The 13,521-nt window shown below is 63.2% G+C and carries 13 protein-coding genes; 6 read left to right on the top strand and 7 right to left on the bottom strand.

Features of this window, described 5'->3' with window-relative positions:
- The first annotated feature begins 10 nt into the window (after positions 1–10).
- The 3 genes from BSY16_RS26955 (at position 11) to ssuD (ending at position 3,567) form a co-directional block, all read left to right on the top strand.
- Positions 11–1,195, top strand: coding sequence for an amino acid ABC transporter permease (locus BSY16_RS26955; RefSeq protein ID WP_286157268.1), 1,185 nt, complete (start codon positions 11–13; stop codon positions 1,193–1,195).
- Positions 1,192–2,241, top strand: a complete 1,050-nt coding sequence (locus BSY16_RS26950; RefSeq protein ID WP_069062853.1) for an amino acid ABC transporter permease — start codon at positions 1,192–1,194, stop codon at positions 2,239–2,241. The genes BSY16_RS26955 and BSY16_RS26950 overlap by 4 nt, the downstream gene beginning before the upstream one ends.
- Positions 2,242–2,397: 156 nt before the next feature.
- Positions 2,398–3,567, top strand: a complete 1,170-nt coding sequence (gene ssuD, locus BSY16_RS26945) for an FMNH2-dependent alkanesulfonate monooxygenase (RefSeq protein ID WP_069062852.1) — start codon at positions 2,398–2,400, stop codon at positions 3,565–3,567.
- Positions 3,568–3,728: 161 nt separating this feature from the next.
- On the opposite strand, the gene BSY16_RS26940 is transcribed toward ssuD, so the two are convergent.
- Positions 3,729–4,307: a TetR/AcrR family transcriptional regulator gene (locus tag BSY16_RS26940; RefSeq protein WP_069062851.1), complete on the bottom strand. Its 579-nt coding sequence runs from the start codon at positions 4,305–4,307 to the stop codon at positions 3,729–3,731.
- Positions 4,308–4,356: 49 nt separating this feature from the next.
- Here BSY16_RS26940 and BSY16_RS26935 point away from each other — a divergent pair, with 49 nt between their 5' ends.
- On the top strand, positions 4,357–4,881 hold the full coding sequence (locus BSY16_RS26935; protein ID WP_069062850.1) for a dihydrofolate reductase family protein: 525 nt from the start codon (positions 4,357–4,359) through the stop codon (positions 4,879–4,881).
- Positions 4,882–5,023: 142 nt separating this feature from the next.
- Here BSY16_RS26935 and BSY16_RS26930 read toward each other — a convergent pair whose 3' ends face one another.
- From BSY16_RS26930 to BSY16_RS26905, 6 genes are all read right to left on the bottom strand, one after another.
- Positions 5,024–6,769: a peptidoglycan D,D-transpeptidase FtsI family protein gene (locus BSY16_RS26930; RefSeq protein WP_069063727.1), complete on the bottom strand. Its 1,746-nt coding sequence runs from the start codon at positions 6,767–6,769 to the stop codon at positions 5,024–5,026.
- A gap of 207 nt (positions 6,770–6,976) precedes the next feature.
- A complete protein-coding gene (locus BSY16_RS26925; RefSeq protein ID WP_069062849.1) occupies positions 6,977–7,474 on the bottom strand; it encodes a hypothetical protein in 498 nt (165 codons plus the stop codon).
- Between the two features lie 24 nt (positions 7,475–7,498).
- Positions 7,499–8,248, bottom strand: a complete 750-nt coding sequence (locus tag BSY16_RS26920) for an ABC transporter ATP-binding protein (RefSeq protein ID WP_069063726.1) — start codon at positions 8,246–8,248, stop codon at positions 7,499–7,501.
- The gene (locus BSY16_RS26915) at positions 8,245–9,078 is read right to left on the bottom strand and encodes an ABC transporter ATP-binding protein (protein WP_069062848.1); all 834 of its coding nucleotides are present in this window, start codon (positions 9,076–9,078) and stop codon (positions 8,245–8,247) included. Before BSY16_RS26915 ends, BSY16_RS26920 begins: the two co-directional genes overlap by 4 nt.
- Entirely contained in the window at positions 9,075–9,980 is a 906-nt protein-coding gene (locus BSY16_RS26910; protein ID WP_069062847.1) for an ABC transporter permease, read from the bottom strand. The genes BSY16_RS26915 and BSY16_RS26910 overlap by 4 nt, the downstream gene beginning before the upstream one ends.
- A 9-nt stretch (positions 9,981–9,989) precedes the next feature.
- Positions 9,990–11,000 (bottom strand): ABC transporter permease, encoded by a 1,011-nt coding sequence (locus BSY16_RS26905; RefSeq protein WP_069062846.1) that lies wholly within the window; start codon positions 10,998–11,000, stop codon positions 9,990–9,992.
- A 189-nt stretch (positions 11,001–11,189) separates the two neighbouring features.
- Between BSY16_RS26905 and BSY16_RS26900 the strand changes: the two genes are divergently transcribed.
- On the top strand, positions 11,190–11,864 hold the full coding sequence (locus tag BSY16_RS26900; RefSeq protein ID WP_069062845.1) for a helix-turn-helix domain-containing protein: 675 nt from the start codon (positions 11,190–11,192) through the stop codon (positions 11,862–11,864).
- Complete coding sequence (locus BSY16_RS26895; RefSeq protein WP_069062844.1) at positions 11,861–13,453, top strand: ABC transporter substrate-binding protein; 1,593 nt, start codon at positions 11,861–11,863, stop codon at positions 13,451–13,453. The genes BSY16_RS26900 and BSY16_RS26895 overlap by 4 nt, the downstream gene beginning before the upstream one ends.
- Positions 13,454–13,521 lie beyond the last annotated feature (68 nt).

Raw genomic sequence — 13,521 nt, 5'->3', positions numbered from 1 at the left:
GGACAGACGCGTGTTTCGAACCGTCGTGCCGGGCCCTTCGAGGCCCGGCATTGTCGAGAAAGTCCGCGGTTGGTGGGGCGGCTGGCCGCTCGGCCAGCTCGCCTTTCTTGTCGTGATCGCCGCGCTTGGCGCCTTGTTCGTCCATAACGTGTTCGATACGATGGCGCGGATCGGTATCCTGCCCGGCTTCGGCTTCCTGTCGAGTTCCGCCAATTTCGAGATCGGCGAAAGCGCCATTTCATTTCGCGCGGGCGATACGTATCTGCGGGCGATCCTTTCGGGTCTTCTCAACACGCTGAAGGTCTCGTTGCTCGGCTGCCTGCTTGCGACGATCCTCGGCGTTGCCATCGGCATCGCCGGCCTCTCGCGCAATCTTTTGCTCTCCGGCCTTGTGCGCTGGTTCATTGAGATCACCCGCAACACGCCGCTGCTGCTCCAGCTTTTCTTCTGGATGTCGCTGGCAAAGGCTCTGCCCGCACCGCGCCAGGCCTCCGCCCTCTTCGGGACCGTCTTTTTCACCAACCGCGGCGTCTACATCCCCTCGCTCTCGCTGGAGGGCGGCCCCTTCGGCCTCGCCGCCACGCTCGCATCCACCGCAATTCTCGGCGTGGCACTTCTCCTCATCCTGCGTCTCTTCCGGCATCTAACGCGCCGCACGGGCACGGTGGCGATAACATTGGCTTTTGCCGCAACCTTTGCCGCTCTCTTCCTGTCCGGCGCGCGGCCCGTTGCGGAGCTACCCGCGCTTTCCGGCTTCAACATCCGCGGCGGGCTCAATCTTTCGCCGGAATTCGCAGCGCTCCTTACCGGTCTCGTCATAAAATTCTCCGCCCTCATCGCCGAGATCGTGCGGGCGGGCATCCAGTCGGTGGGTGGCGGCCAATGGGAAGCCGCACGCGCGCTCGGACTGCATGAAGGCCAGATCATCCGTCTCGTCGTGCTGCCGCAAGCGCTGCGCGTCATCACGCCGCTGACGACATCGAGTTATCTCGATCTCACCAAGGATTCGAGCCTTGCCGTCGCCATCGGATTTCCCGATCTCGTCAGCATCATCAACACAACAGCCAACACGACCGGCCAATCCATGGAAGCCCTGATCATCCTGATCGGCACTTTCCTTGCGATCAACCTTTCCCTCTCCGCCTTGATGAATGCCTATAATACCCGCGTTGCGCTCCGGGGAAGCACACGATGACCGCCGCCGCCCGCACCTTTGCAACGCTGCGCACCGGCCTGTTCGGCACACGCACCAACACGCTCATCACCGCGGCAACGTTGCTGCTGCTGTCGCAGATCCTGCCACCTCTCTTTCGGTGGGCGGTGCTCGACGCCACATTTACCGGCAATGCGGAGGCCTGCACGCGGGCCGGCGCCTGCTGGGCCTTTGTCGCGGCCAAGCTGCGCTTCATTCTTTTCGCGTTTTACCCGCCGGACCTGCAATGGCGGCCGGCGCTCGTTATCCTGCTGCTTGCCGCGATCCTGACGGCAAGTGCCTTGCCGCGTCTCTGGGGCCGGCCGCTGCTTTTCGCCTGGCCGCTGACGATTCTTGCCTGTTGGCTGCTGATGCAGGGCGCCTTTACCAGCACGCCCATCCCCTCGAACCAATGGGGCGGCCTGCCGGTGACGCTTTTCGTCTGGGCCGTCTGCTTTGCTGCCGCCACGCCGATTGCGGTTCTGCTGGCGCTCGCCCGCCGCTCGACGCTCGGAGGCCTTCGCACTTTCTCCGTCCTCTATATCGAGCTGATGCGAGGCACGCCGATGGTTGGCATCCTCTATGTCGCCATGCTGATCCTGCCGATGGCGCTGCCGGATGGGCTATCCTTCGACAAGATGCTGCGCGCCATGCTGATGGTCACGCTGTTCTGGGCGGCCTATATCGCAGAAGTCATTCGCGCCGGTCTGCAGGCCCTGCCCTCGGGGCAAACCGAAGCGGCAACCGCCCTTGGCCTCGGCTACTGGCGCACGCAGCACCTCATTATCCTGCCGCAGGCCTTTCGCATCGTCATCCCAGCATTGGTCAATCTTGCCATCGGCTTTCTGCTGGCAACCTCCCTGCTCGCCGTCATCGGCATCTTCGATCTCCTGAACGCTGCCCGTGCCTCCGCCGCCGATCCGAAATGGCTCGGCTTCTACAACGAGGCCTACATCGTGGTGGCCGTCGTCTATTTCGCTATCTGCTTTGGCGCATCGCGCTATAGCCGGTGGCTCGAGCGGCGGCTTGCCGCAGGCCGGCGCCTGTAGCTTAAGGCGACCCTTGCCGGGCGATGAATAATCCCAAGGCGGCGCCGAACAGGGAATAGAATTTCTTACAGAAACTATAGAAATAATTATTCTGCACTGAACCGCACATGCACCCGGCATGCGCGACCCTTTCAGACGACCGGCAGGACCCTATTCATGAGCAAGACCGACCAGCCCCCCGATTTCCTGTGGTTCATCCCGAGTTCCGGCGATGGCGCCTATCTCGGCTCGGACGAATTGAGCCGCCCGCCGGATCCGGGTTATTTTCGCGAGATCGCGGTTGCCGTCGATCGCCTCGGTTATTCGGGCGTGCTCATCCCGGTCGGTGCAGCCTGCGAAGAATCCTTCGTGCTCGCTGCCGATCTAGCCGCCCGTACGGAGAAGCTGAAATTTCTGGTCGCAATCCGCCCCGGTACGGCGACGCCGGCCTACTACGCGCGCCTAGCCTCCACCCTCGATCGCGTATCGAACGGACGGCTGCTGCTGAACATCGTGGTGGGCGGCAGCGCGAAGGAACTGGCCGGCGACGGCATTTTCCTGCCGCACGACGAACGCTACGACCACGCCGCCGAATTCTTCCACGTCTTCAACGAACTGATCGAAACCGGCCGATCGACGCTGGACGGCAAGTACATCAAGGCCATCGATGCACGCCTCGGCCTGCCGCCGGTGCAGCAGCCGCGCCCGCCGATCTATTTCGGCGGTTCGTCGGATGCCGCGATCGATTTTGCCGGCGGCCTCGTCGACAAGTACCTGACCTGGGGCGAGCCACCGGCACAGGTGGCGGAAAAGATCGCCCATGCCCGCAAGGCCGCCGCTGCGAAGGGTCGCGAAGCGACCTTCGGCATCCGCCTGCATTTCATCGTGCGCGAGACGGACGATGAAGCCTGGGATGCCGCTGACCGGCTGATCTCGAAACTTTCCGACGAAGCCGTCGCCTCCGCGCAGGAGGTTTTGACCAAGAACTCGGACTCGGTCGGCCAGGCCCGCATGGTGGCCCTGCACAACGGCCGACGCGACAAGCTGGAAGTGTCGCCGAACCTCTGGGCCGGCATCGGCCTGGTGCGCTCGGGCGCTGGCACTGCGTTGGTTGGCTCGCCAAAGACTGTCGCCGCCCGGCTTCGCGAGTATCAGGCTCTCGGCATCGACACTGTCATCGCCTCCGGCTATCCGCATGTCGAGGAGGCCTACCGCGTCTCCGAACTGCTGTTCCCGGAACTCGGCTTGCCCGGCCCGCGCAACCAGTTGCGTTCGACCTTCGGCGACCACCAGGTTTTTGGCGGGGGCGGCCACGGCGGCAACGTCAAGCTGACGTCGGCCTCATAGCGCCAGTCGAGGGGCCGAGGGATATAGTCCTCGCGCGCCAGAGTTCATACTGAACGCCGCGCCGACAGGTTCGCGCGGCGTTCAGCGGAAAGAAGCGTGCAGGCCGACCGTTTTCCGCCTCCGGGGCCGGTAAACAGCCGTAGGAACATCAACGGCTAGTCCTACGCCGTCTTGCCCTTTCCTTCCACTGCGTCTCTCACCCATTCCTCCAATGCATTTCGTATCGCCCGCTCCGCCGTATCCTGGCGCGTGAACCCCCACCATGTATGGGCGCCCTGCCAGACGCTCGCCATTTGCCAGCCAAGGCGCCGGCCCTCCTCCGGGTCCCGCGACAGGCGCCGGCCGAGGGCCTCTGCAAGCCGGTGCCCCCAAGCTGCACCACGGGCGCGCAGTGTCGGGTTGCGAATGTCTTCCCGGAGCAGCAGCAGGCCGTCGGTGACGTCGCGTTCCGCGCTGTCCGGCGGCATGAGGCGCAGGAGAAGGGCAATCGCGCCGTCCGGCGTCGGCGCCGCTTGAGCATCGGCAGACGCCGTCTCCGCGTCAAGACAGTCCCAGGCCCGCAACATTATGGCTTGCACCAATGCATCCCGGTCGCCGTAGCGCTGCACCAAGGTGGCGGCTGACAGGCCAGCGGCTTGAGCGGCCCGGGCGAATGTCAGCCCGGCAGGCCCGGCCTCCATCAGGGCGTCGAGAAGCGCGTCGAGAACCTGCGCATCGGGGATTGTCTTGCGTCTTGCCATAGCTATATATAAATGTACGTTCGTTTATTTATTATTCAAGGAGGCTTCCATGGCCCGCATCCTAGGATATATCGCCACCAGTCTCGATGGCTATATTGCCACCGCGGACGACAATCTCGATTGGCTGTTTAAATATGACGGCATGGATCTCGGCGAGCACGACTACCGCACCTTCATCAAACGCATCCGCACGATCGTCATGGGACGCGGGACCTACGACTTCGTTGCAGATGAGCCGTCCCCCTGGGCCTATGGCGACCAGCGGGTCATCGTCGTCACTTCGCAGCCGATCGATGAGCCCAAGGGGCCGCTCGAGGTGCGCAACGACGTCGACACATTGATCGCAGAGCTTCGCGCACTGGACGACGGCGACGTCTGGATGGTGGGCGGCGGCCAGTTGCAGATGGCCTTCATCGAGCGCGGCGCGCTAGACGAGATCGAAATCTATGTCATTCCGGAGATGCTGGGCAATGGGCGCCGCCTCTTCCCGCCAACCGGATTTCGCACCAACCCGACACTCATTAGCGCGCAAACGCTGGATCAGGGCTGTGTGCGGCTCCACTACCGTTTCTAGAGCTTGGACGTTTGCCGAGACAGCATGGAGGCCATCGGGAAAGATAGCCTCGACCTCCTCACGCGCCGCATCGGATCACGGAAATCATCCGCCCCGCGTTGTACCTTGAAGAAAACGCGACCCATATGCAGTGAACCCGGGGTCAATAATCGACCAACAACTGCGGATCGTCCTCCGTTCCGAAGCGGGGCTGAACCCCAAGCATTGCGCCGCTGCGCCGGATGATCTCGCGAACGACGGGACCGGCCGTATAGGCGGCCAGACGCCCACCGTTCTCGCCCGTCAGCGGCGCATCGACGATGGAGAGCACGACGTAACGCGGCTTGTCCATGGGAAAGCCGGCGAGGAAGGCGTTGAAATTGATGTTCGTCGCATAGCGGCCATTGATCACCTTGTCGGCCGTGCCGGTCTTTCCACCGACGCGAAAACCTGGGACCTGCGCGCTGCGGCCAGAGCCGTTCAGGCCGTTCCAGGTGAAGAGATAGCGCATGTCCGCGCTGGTTTTTTCAGCGAGAACCTGCACGGCGCCGCCGCTCGCCTCTTCCAGGCTTCGCGGCATAAAGGTAGGAGAAACCAAGCTTCCGCCATTGAGCAGGGCGGCAGCGGCGACAGCGGTTTGCAGCGGTGTCGTGGCGGCACCATGACCGTAGGAGATCGTCGCCGAGTTGATCTTCCGCCAGGTTCTCGGCTGTGTCGGCGTCGCAACCCCGGGCATCTCCGTATCCATCTTGGTGAGAAGCCCGAGCTTCGTCAAAAACGCCTGATGGCCTTCGATCCCGACCATGTCGGCAATAGTCGCGGTTCCGATATTGGAGGAATACTGAAACACTTCCGGGATCGACAGGGGCCGCCTCTTTCCCCGGAAATCCTTGATGGTGAAACCACCCATGCGAATGGGGCTCGACGCGTCGATTACCGAGTTGAGGTTGATGCTTCCGGCGTCGAGCCCCATGGCCAGCGTGAACGCCTTGAACGTCGATCCCATCTCGAATGTCGCATTGCTCATCCGGTTGAACCAACCCTTCTCGTATTCCTTGTCGACGCTGCCGTCAGGAAGCTGGCGAGAGGGTTCGTTCGGGTCGTAATCCGGCACCGATGCCATGGCGAGAACCTCGCCGGTCGCGACGTCCAGGACCACGGCGCCCGCGGCTTCCGCCTTGTAGTCGGTCATCGCCTTTGCGACGACGTCGCGCACGATTGCCTGGACGCGCAGGTCGATCGATAGACGCACGGGCTCAAGCGCCATCCCGCTCGTCAAGCCGGCCTCGCGCAGAGCAATAAGGCCCTGCTGATCGAGGTAGCGCTCCATGCCGGCGAGGCCCATATTGTCGATATTGACGTGGCCGACGATGTGCGAGGCTATGGCACCGCCCGGATAGAAGCGGCGCTTCTCCGGCCGGAAGCCAAGCCCCGGAATGCCGAGCGCCATGATATCCGCCTGCTGGCGCGGGGTCAGGTGACGCCGCAGCCACTGGAAGGCCGAGCCGGAGCGGAGCCTCCTGTTCGTCTCGTTCCAGTCAAGGTTCGGAATGACGGTCGCCAGCTTCTCGATTGCCTCGTCCGGGTCAACGATCCTGCGCGGCTCGGCATAGAGCGACACCATATTGAGATCGGTTGCCAGCATCAGGCCGTTGCGGTCGAGAATGTCCGGACGGGAGGCCATGGCGCTGAGATCGCTGCGCAACGATGCCGTCGCGGTGACGTCGTCAAGGCCGTACTGGATGAGGCGCCCACCGACTGCCAGGAAGGCGACGGCAAAAATCGCGATCAGGATACCGATCCGCTGCCGTGCGTCCTGCCGCCGGCGCCCGCTGCCGACGAAGGCGCCGTTTTTGCTTTGCACGGCAAAGTGCGCACGGCTTCTCAGCCGGATGACGAACGAGATCATTCCGAACAAACCCATGGATGACGGGGTGGCGATCGGGCATCTGTCTGTACCCGTACGCTGGAGCCTGCATTCGATGGGGCGGGAAGCCAATGGTTAAGTTGGCACGTGAGCAATTTGAGTTAAATCGATGTTAATATACAATTACAATTGTCTTGAGGCTGTGAGAGGAAAATTAACATCTTCCTCTCCGGCCTCTGCAACCGATGCTCAAATACGCGGCGACGCCAGGAACGCGAGCTTGGCGGGGATGGAAAGCGCATCCGTGACGAGCTTCACGCGTTCGGGCGTGTAGAAATGCTCTTCGTGCAGAATGTTCATCGTGCCCATGAAGTCATCGGCGATGAAGATCGGCAAGTTGACGACCGAGCCGCAGCCGAGCGACCAGATCTGCACATGGTCCGGGAAGACCGTGGCAATGTCGGCGATCGTATTGGCGACGAAGGGCTGGCGCTCGACATGGATGGCATCGAACCAGCGGGTGCGGTTGATCGGCTTGCTGCCGGACACAGGATAGCTCTCCGGGTCCGACGAATAGGAGCGGCTGGAGATTTCTTCGGCCATGTTCGCTTCCATGACGGTGAAGAGTTTTACGCCCACCACCGCCTGGGTGAGCTTTTCCAGCGCGGCATAGGCAGCGCCCGGCCCCTTCTCGGTGGCGATGGCGTGATCGAACGCGGCGAGCGCGGCGGTGTGGTCGGTCGTCATGGCAATTTTCCTGGACTCTATGGATTATGCGCTCTCCAGCGCATGGCCTTTGTTGGCGGCGAGCAGCTCGCGTGAATAGGGATCGACAAGCGTCCCCGTCTTGAGCTGCACGACATCCGCGACCTCGACGATGCGCCCGCCCCGCATGACCGCAAGGCGGTCGCAGAGGAACGAGACTACGGGCAGGTTGTGCGTCACCAGGAGATAGGTGAGCCCCTGCTCCCGGCGCAGGCGCTTGAGGAGGTTGAGGATTTCGGCCTGGACGGAGACATCGAGCGCCGATGTCGGCTCGTCCAGCAGAAGGATGCGCGGCTCCAGCATGAGCGCACGGGCAATCGCCACGCGCTGGCGCTGGCCGCCGGAAAGCTGGTGCGGGAAGCGGAACCGGAAGCGCCGGTCGAGGCCGACCGCCGCCATGATCTCATCCACCCGCTTGCCCTGGTTGCCGATACCGTGAATGTCCAGCGGTTCGGACAGGGTCGTATCGATGGTCTTGCGCGGGTGCAGCGAACCGTAGGGGTCCTGGAACACCATCTGGCACATTTTCGAGAAGCCGCGGTCGATGCCATGGCCGCGCGGCTTGCCGTCGACCACGATCTCACCCTTCCACTCGGGCGCAAGGCCGGCAATGGCCTTCAGCACCGTGGATTTGCCGGAGCCGCTTTCGCCGACGAGGGCAAAACTCTCGCCGGCAGCGATATCGAGGGTCACGTCATGCGTGATCTGCACATGACCGTAGGAAATGTCGAGATTCTTGAGCGATATGGCGGTCATGCGGTGGCCCATGCGCTACGGTCGAGCACGGGAAGCTCGTCGCGGTTTTCATCGATGCGCGGCATGGCGGCAAGCAGCCCGCGCGTATAGGGGTGCTTGGCTTGTCCCAGTTCCGCGGCCTTGCACTCCTCCACCACCTCGCCGCGATACATCACCAGGATGCGGTCGCAATAGGACGAGACGAGATTGAGGTCGTGGCTGATCAGGATCAGGCCCATGCCCTTGCCGACGATCTGCTCGTTGATGATGTCGAGCACCTGCGCCTGCACAGAGACGTCGAGCGCCGAGGTCGGTTCGTCGGCGATGAGAAGGTCGGGCTCGGGGATCAGCATCATGGCGATCATGACGCGCTGACCCATGCCGCCCGACACTTCATGCGGATAGAGCTTTGCGACGCGCTCGGGATCGTTGATGCGCACCGATTCCAACATGGCAAACACACGGGCGCGGATTTCGTTACGCGGCAGCTTCTTATGAGTTAGCAGCGCCTCGGCGATCTGCTCGCCGATGGTCATGACCGGATTGAGCGAGAATTTCGGGTCCTGCATGACCATGGAAATGCGGGCGCCGCGGATGGCGCGCATCTGCCGCTCGCTTCTCGCGGTAAGCTCGATGCCATCGAAGGACAGCCGGTCCGCCGTAACCTTGCCGGGTGCGCGTACCAGCTTCAGGATCGAACGTCCCGTCATCGACTTGCCCGAGCCGCTTTCGCCGACGATGCCGAGCCGTTCGCGGCCGAGCGTGAAGGAAATGCCGCGCACCACCTCCACCGGTCCCCTTGGTGTCGGGAAGCTGACGCGCAGGTTTTTCACATCGAGGAGCGCGCTCATTGCTTTTCTCCCTGCTTGGGATCGAGCACGTCGCGCAGGCCATCGCCGAGGAAGCAGAAGCCGAGGCTGACGAGGATGATGGCAAAGCCCGGCATAGTGGCGACCCACCACTGGTCGACGATGAATGTGCGGCCACGCGAGATCATCGCGCCCCATTCCGGCAGCGGCGGCTGCGCGCCGAGCCCGATGAAGCCGAGACCGGCAGCCGTGAGGATGATGCCCGCCATATCGAGCGTGACACGGATGATCATCGACGAGGTGCAGAGCGGCAGGATATGCCGTCCGATCACCCGCGTCGCCGACGCGCCCTGGAGCTGGACGGCCGCGATGAACTCCGAATTGCGGAAAGTCAGCGTTTCGGCGCGAGCGATGCGCGCATAACTCGGCCAAGCGGCGATCGCGATGGCGATAATGGCGTTCTGGATGCCCGGGCCGAGGGCCGCGACGAAGGCAAGCGCCAGGATGAGCTTCGGCATCGACAGGAAGATGTCGGTGATGCCCATCAGGATGCGGTCGGTCCAGCCGCCGAAATAGCCGGCGACCGCCCCCACAACCAGCCCGACGGGCGCGGCGATGACCGCGACGAGCAGCACGATGATCAGCGTGATGCGCGAACCGAACACGACGCGCGACCAGATATCGCGGCCGAGTTCGTCCGTGCCCATCCAGTGCGCGGCACTCGGCGGCAGCAGGCGCTGCGACAGGTTCTGCGCGATCGGATCGGCCGTGGCGATCAGTGGCGCGGCAAGCGCCGTGACGACGAGCAATGCGACGATGATCGCGCCGACGACGGCGAGCGGGTTACGCGCGAGCGCCAGGACAATGCGGTAGCTGCGGCCGAGCCGCGCCTGCATGCGCGAGGCGGGAGAATCGTCAAGCAGCCAATCGGTGACGTTTGCCATGGGGCTCTCCTATCGTGCGCGGGGATCGAGGATGCGGTAGCTGAGGTCGGACAGCTTATTGATGCCGACGAAGACCGCGCCGATGACGAGGGTGGAGCCCAGCACGGCATTCATATCCGCATTGAGGAGGGCAACGGTGAGGTAGTTACCGATGCCCGGCCAGGAGAAGATCGTCTCGATCATCACCGAACCCTCGAGCAGGCCGGCATAGGACAGGCCGATGACGGTGATCAGCGGCACGCGAATCGGCTTGAAGGCATGACGCCAGAGCACGATACGCTCCGGCACGCCCTTGACGCGGGCGGTGGTGACGAATTCCTGGTTCAGCTGGTCGAGCATGAAGGAGCGCGTCATGCGGCCGATATAGGCAAGGCTGAAGAAGCCGAGCACGGCGGCGGGCAGAATGATGTGCGACACCGCACTGCGGAACACCTCCATGTCGCCAGCGATGAGGCTGTCCACCAGAAGCAGCCCGGTGACGGTCGGCACCATGCCATCGAGATAGATCTCGACGCGGCCGGGGCCGCTGACCCAGCCGAAATGCGCATAAAACACCGCAAGCCCGACGAGGCCGAGCCAGAAGGCCGGCACCGAATAGCCGAGCAGGCCGACGACGCGGATCACCTGGTCGATGAGCGAGCCTTGCCGGCTTGCCGCCATGACGCCCATCGGAACGCCGAGCAGCACGCCGATGATGATGCCAAGCGTTGCCATTTCGAGCGTTGCCGGGAAGACGCGGGCGAGATCGGACGCGACGGGGTTGTTGGTCGAAACCGACTTGCCGAGATCGCCGGACAGCACCTTGCCGACATAGGAGACGAACTGCATCGGCAGCGGCCTGTCCAGCCCCATCTCCACCTTCGCCTGCTCATAGACGGCCTGCGGCGCACGATCGCCGACGACGGCCAGCACCGGATCGATCGGCACGACGCGGCCGATGAAGAAGGTGATCGCCAGAAGCCCGAGGAAGGTGAAGGCGACGGTGGCGGCAAAGCCGCCGAGGCCGCGAAGAAACGGCAATACCCGGCCGGGACCGGGGGATGATGGGGGCCTGGACGTCCTGTCCAATGCCGCAACGGCCTGCTGGTCCAAACTCACGTACCGAACGCCCCTCTTTTCGTGCCGCCGATAATCGCCCGGCGGAAGATTTCGCTTGCGACCATACATAAAATTTTGGTTATATCAAAAAAATTATTGTGGAGGCGCGAAATGGCCGCTGAGGCTCTGAAGCAGGAAACGGACGGCACGCCCAAAGTCGGCGCCCTCATCCGCGCCCGCCGCCGCCAGTTGAAGATGACGCTCCAGCAGCTTGGCGACGCCTCCGGCATATCGGTCGGTTATCTGAGCCAGGTCGAACGTGATCACTTCACGCCCTCGCTCGGCACGCTGGCACAGATCAGCCGCGCGCTGGAGGTCGGCATCGAATTCTTCATTGCGGCACCGAGCGCCGAGGATGCGCTGACCCGCAACGGCGAGCGTCAACGCTTCTCCGTCGACGGTTCCTCCATCGTCTACGAGCGTATCGGCGCAGAGTTTCCCGGCAGCGTGCTCTCGTCCTTCATCCTCACCATTCCACCGGGCTACCACTCCGAGGTGGTGAGCCACGAAGGTGAGGAAATCCTGTTCATGCTCGACGGCATGATCACCCAGCGGGTGGACGATGTCGAGATGACGATCTCGGCGGGTGACAGCCTGCATTTCCGCGGCAACCGCCCGCATGCCTGGTGGAACGACAGCGGCAAGCCCGCGAAGATGCTCTGGACCGGGACGCTCTTCATGTTCCGCTCCCGCGAAATCACCCCGCTGCCGAATCTCGGCGGTGGCAAGACCGTGCAGCCCGCTGCGCGCACCAAAACTTCCAGCAAGAAAGGGAACAAGACATGAATTTCTTCCGGGCAGCCCTGCTCGCAACCGCCCTCGCCCTGCCGATGGCATCGACGGCGAGCCTCGCCGCCACGCCCGCCGACGTGCTCGTCGTGGCACAGAACATCGACGACATCGTCGCGATCGACCCCGCGCAGGCCTACGAATTCTCGTCCGGCGAATATGTCACGCAGGTCTATGACCGCCTCGTGCAGTATGACGCCGAGGATCCGACGAAGCTCACCGGTGGTGTCGCGTCCGAATGGGTGGCCGATGATGCGGCCAAGACCATCACCTTCACGCTGCGCGACGGCGTAAAGTTCCACTCCGGCAATCCGCTGCGCCCCGAGGACGTCATCTATACGTTCAAGCGCGTCATCGCGCTCAACAAGGCGCCGGCCTTCATTCTCACCCAGCTCGGCTGGACCCCGGAAAACATCGAGAAGATGGTCACCGCCGACGGCGCCAACAAGGTGGTCGTGAAGTATGAGGGCGACTTCTCCTCCGCCTTCGTGCTGAACGTGCTCGCCGCCCGCCCCGGCTCGGTGATCGATGCCGAGACCGTCAAGGCCAACGAGGTTGACGGCGATTTCGGCAATGCCTGGCTCAACGCCAACTCGGCCGGCACCGGCCCGTTCAAGCTGCGCACCTACCGCGCCGGCGAAATGCTGGCGCTTGAAGCCAACCCGGACTACTTCAAAGGCGCGCCCATCCTGCGCCAGGTCATTATCCGCCACGTCGCAGAGGCGGCGACCCAGCAGCTCATGCTGAAGTCGGGTGATATCGACATGGCCAAGAACCTGACGCCCGACCAGGTGGGTGGTCTCGGCGATGGCGTGAAGGTCGAAACCTATCCGCAGGCCGCCGTGCACTTCCTGTCCCTGAACCAGAAGACGCAGTCTCTGACACCGCCGGCCGTGTGGGAAGCCGCGCGCTACCTCGTCGACTACGAGGGCATGACCGGCTCCTTCCTGAAGGGCCAGATGGAAACGCACCAGGCCTTCTGGCCGAAGGGTTTCCCGGGCTCGTTCGACGAAAACCCCTACAGCTTCGATCCGGAAAAGGCCAAGAAGATCCTCGCCGATGCCGGCATCACGACGCCGATCAACGTGACGCTGGATGTCATCAACTCCACGCCCTTCACCGACATGGCGCAGTCACTGCAGGCCTCCTTCGGCCAGGCCGGCATCAACTTCGAGATCCTGCCCGGCACCGGCAGCCAGGTGATCACCAAGTACCGTGCCCGCACCCATGAGGCGATGCTGCTCTATTGGGGCCCGGACTTCATGGACCCGCATTCCAACGCCAAGGCCTTCGCCTATAACGAGGACAATGCGGACGACAAGTACCAGTCGACCACCACCTGGCGGAATGCCTGGGCGGTTCCGGAAGAGCTGAACAAGGAAACGAAGGCGGCGCTGGCCGAAGCCGACCCGGCCAAGCGTGACGCGATGTATGTCGACCTTCAGAAGAAGGTGCAGGCCAATTCGCCGATCGTCGTGATGTTCCAGGCCCAAAAGCAGCTGGCGATGAGCCCGTCCGTCGAAGGCTATGTCAACGGCGCCAATTCCGACTTCGTCTATTACCGTCTGGTGAAGAAGGCACAGTAAACAAAGGTGGTGGCGGCTGAAGGGTCGCCACCACACCTCTCTGTCGCCGCGGAGAACGCTCTCGCGAT

The sequence above is a fragment of the Sinorhizobium sp. RAC02 genome (genome assembly GCF_001713395.1).
GTDB lineage: Bacteria > Pseudomonadota > Alphaproteobacteria > Rhizobiales > Rhizobiaceae > Shinella.
Note: the sequence above shows the minus strand (reverse complement) of the source record. Positions and strands in the feature narration are given on the sequence as shown.

Coding starts and splice junctions, on each gene's coding strand:
- BSY16_RS26950 (WP_069062853.1), top strand. CDS start 1,192: ATGACCGCCGCCGCCCGCACCTTTGCAACGCTGCGCACCGGCCTGTTC.
- ssuD (WP_069062852.1), top strand. CDS start 2,398: ATGAGCAAGACCGACCAGCCCCCCGATTTCCTGTGGTTCATCCCGAGT.
- BSY16_RS26940 (WP_069062851.1), bottom strand. CDS start 4,307: ATGGCAAGACGCAAGACAATCCCCGATGCGCAGGTTCTCGACGCGCTT.
- BSY16_RS26935 (WP_069062850.1), top strand. CDS start 4,357: ATGGCCCGCATCCTAGGATATATCGCCACCAGTCTCGATGGCTATATT.
- BSY16_RS26930 (WP_069063727.1), bottom strand. CDS start 6,769: ATGATCTCGTTCGTCATCCGGCTGAGAAGCCGTGCGCACTTTGCCGTG.
- BSY16_RS26925 (WP_069062849.1), bottom strand. CDS start 7,474: ATGACGACCGACCACACCGCCGCGCTCGCCGCGTTCGATCACGCCATC.
- BSY16_RS26920 (WP_069063726.1), bottom strand. CDS start 8,248: ATGACCGCCATATCGCTCAAGAATCTCGACATTTCCTACGGTCATGTG.
- BSY16_RS26915 (WP_069062848.1), bottom strand. CDS start 9,078: ATGAGCGCGCTCCTCGATGTGAAAAACCTGCGCGTCAGCTTCCCGACA.
- BSY16_RS26910 (WP_069062847.1), bottom strand. CDS start 9,980: ATGGCAAACGTCACCGATTGGCTGCTTGACGATTCTCCCGCCTCGCGC.
- BSY16_RS26900 (WP_069062845.1), top strand. CDS start 11,190: ATGGCCGCTGAGGCTCTGAAGCAGGAAACGGACGGCACGCCCAAAGTC.
- BSY16_RS26895 (WP_069062844.1), top strand. CDS start 11,861: ATGAATTTCTTCCGGGCAGCCCTGCTCGCAACCGCCCTCGCCCTGCCG.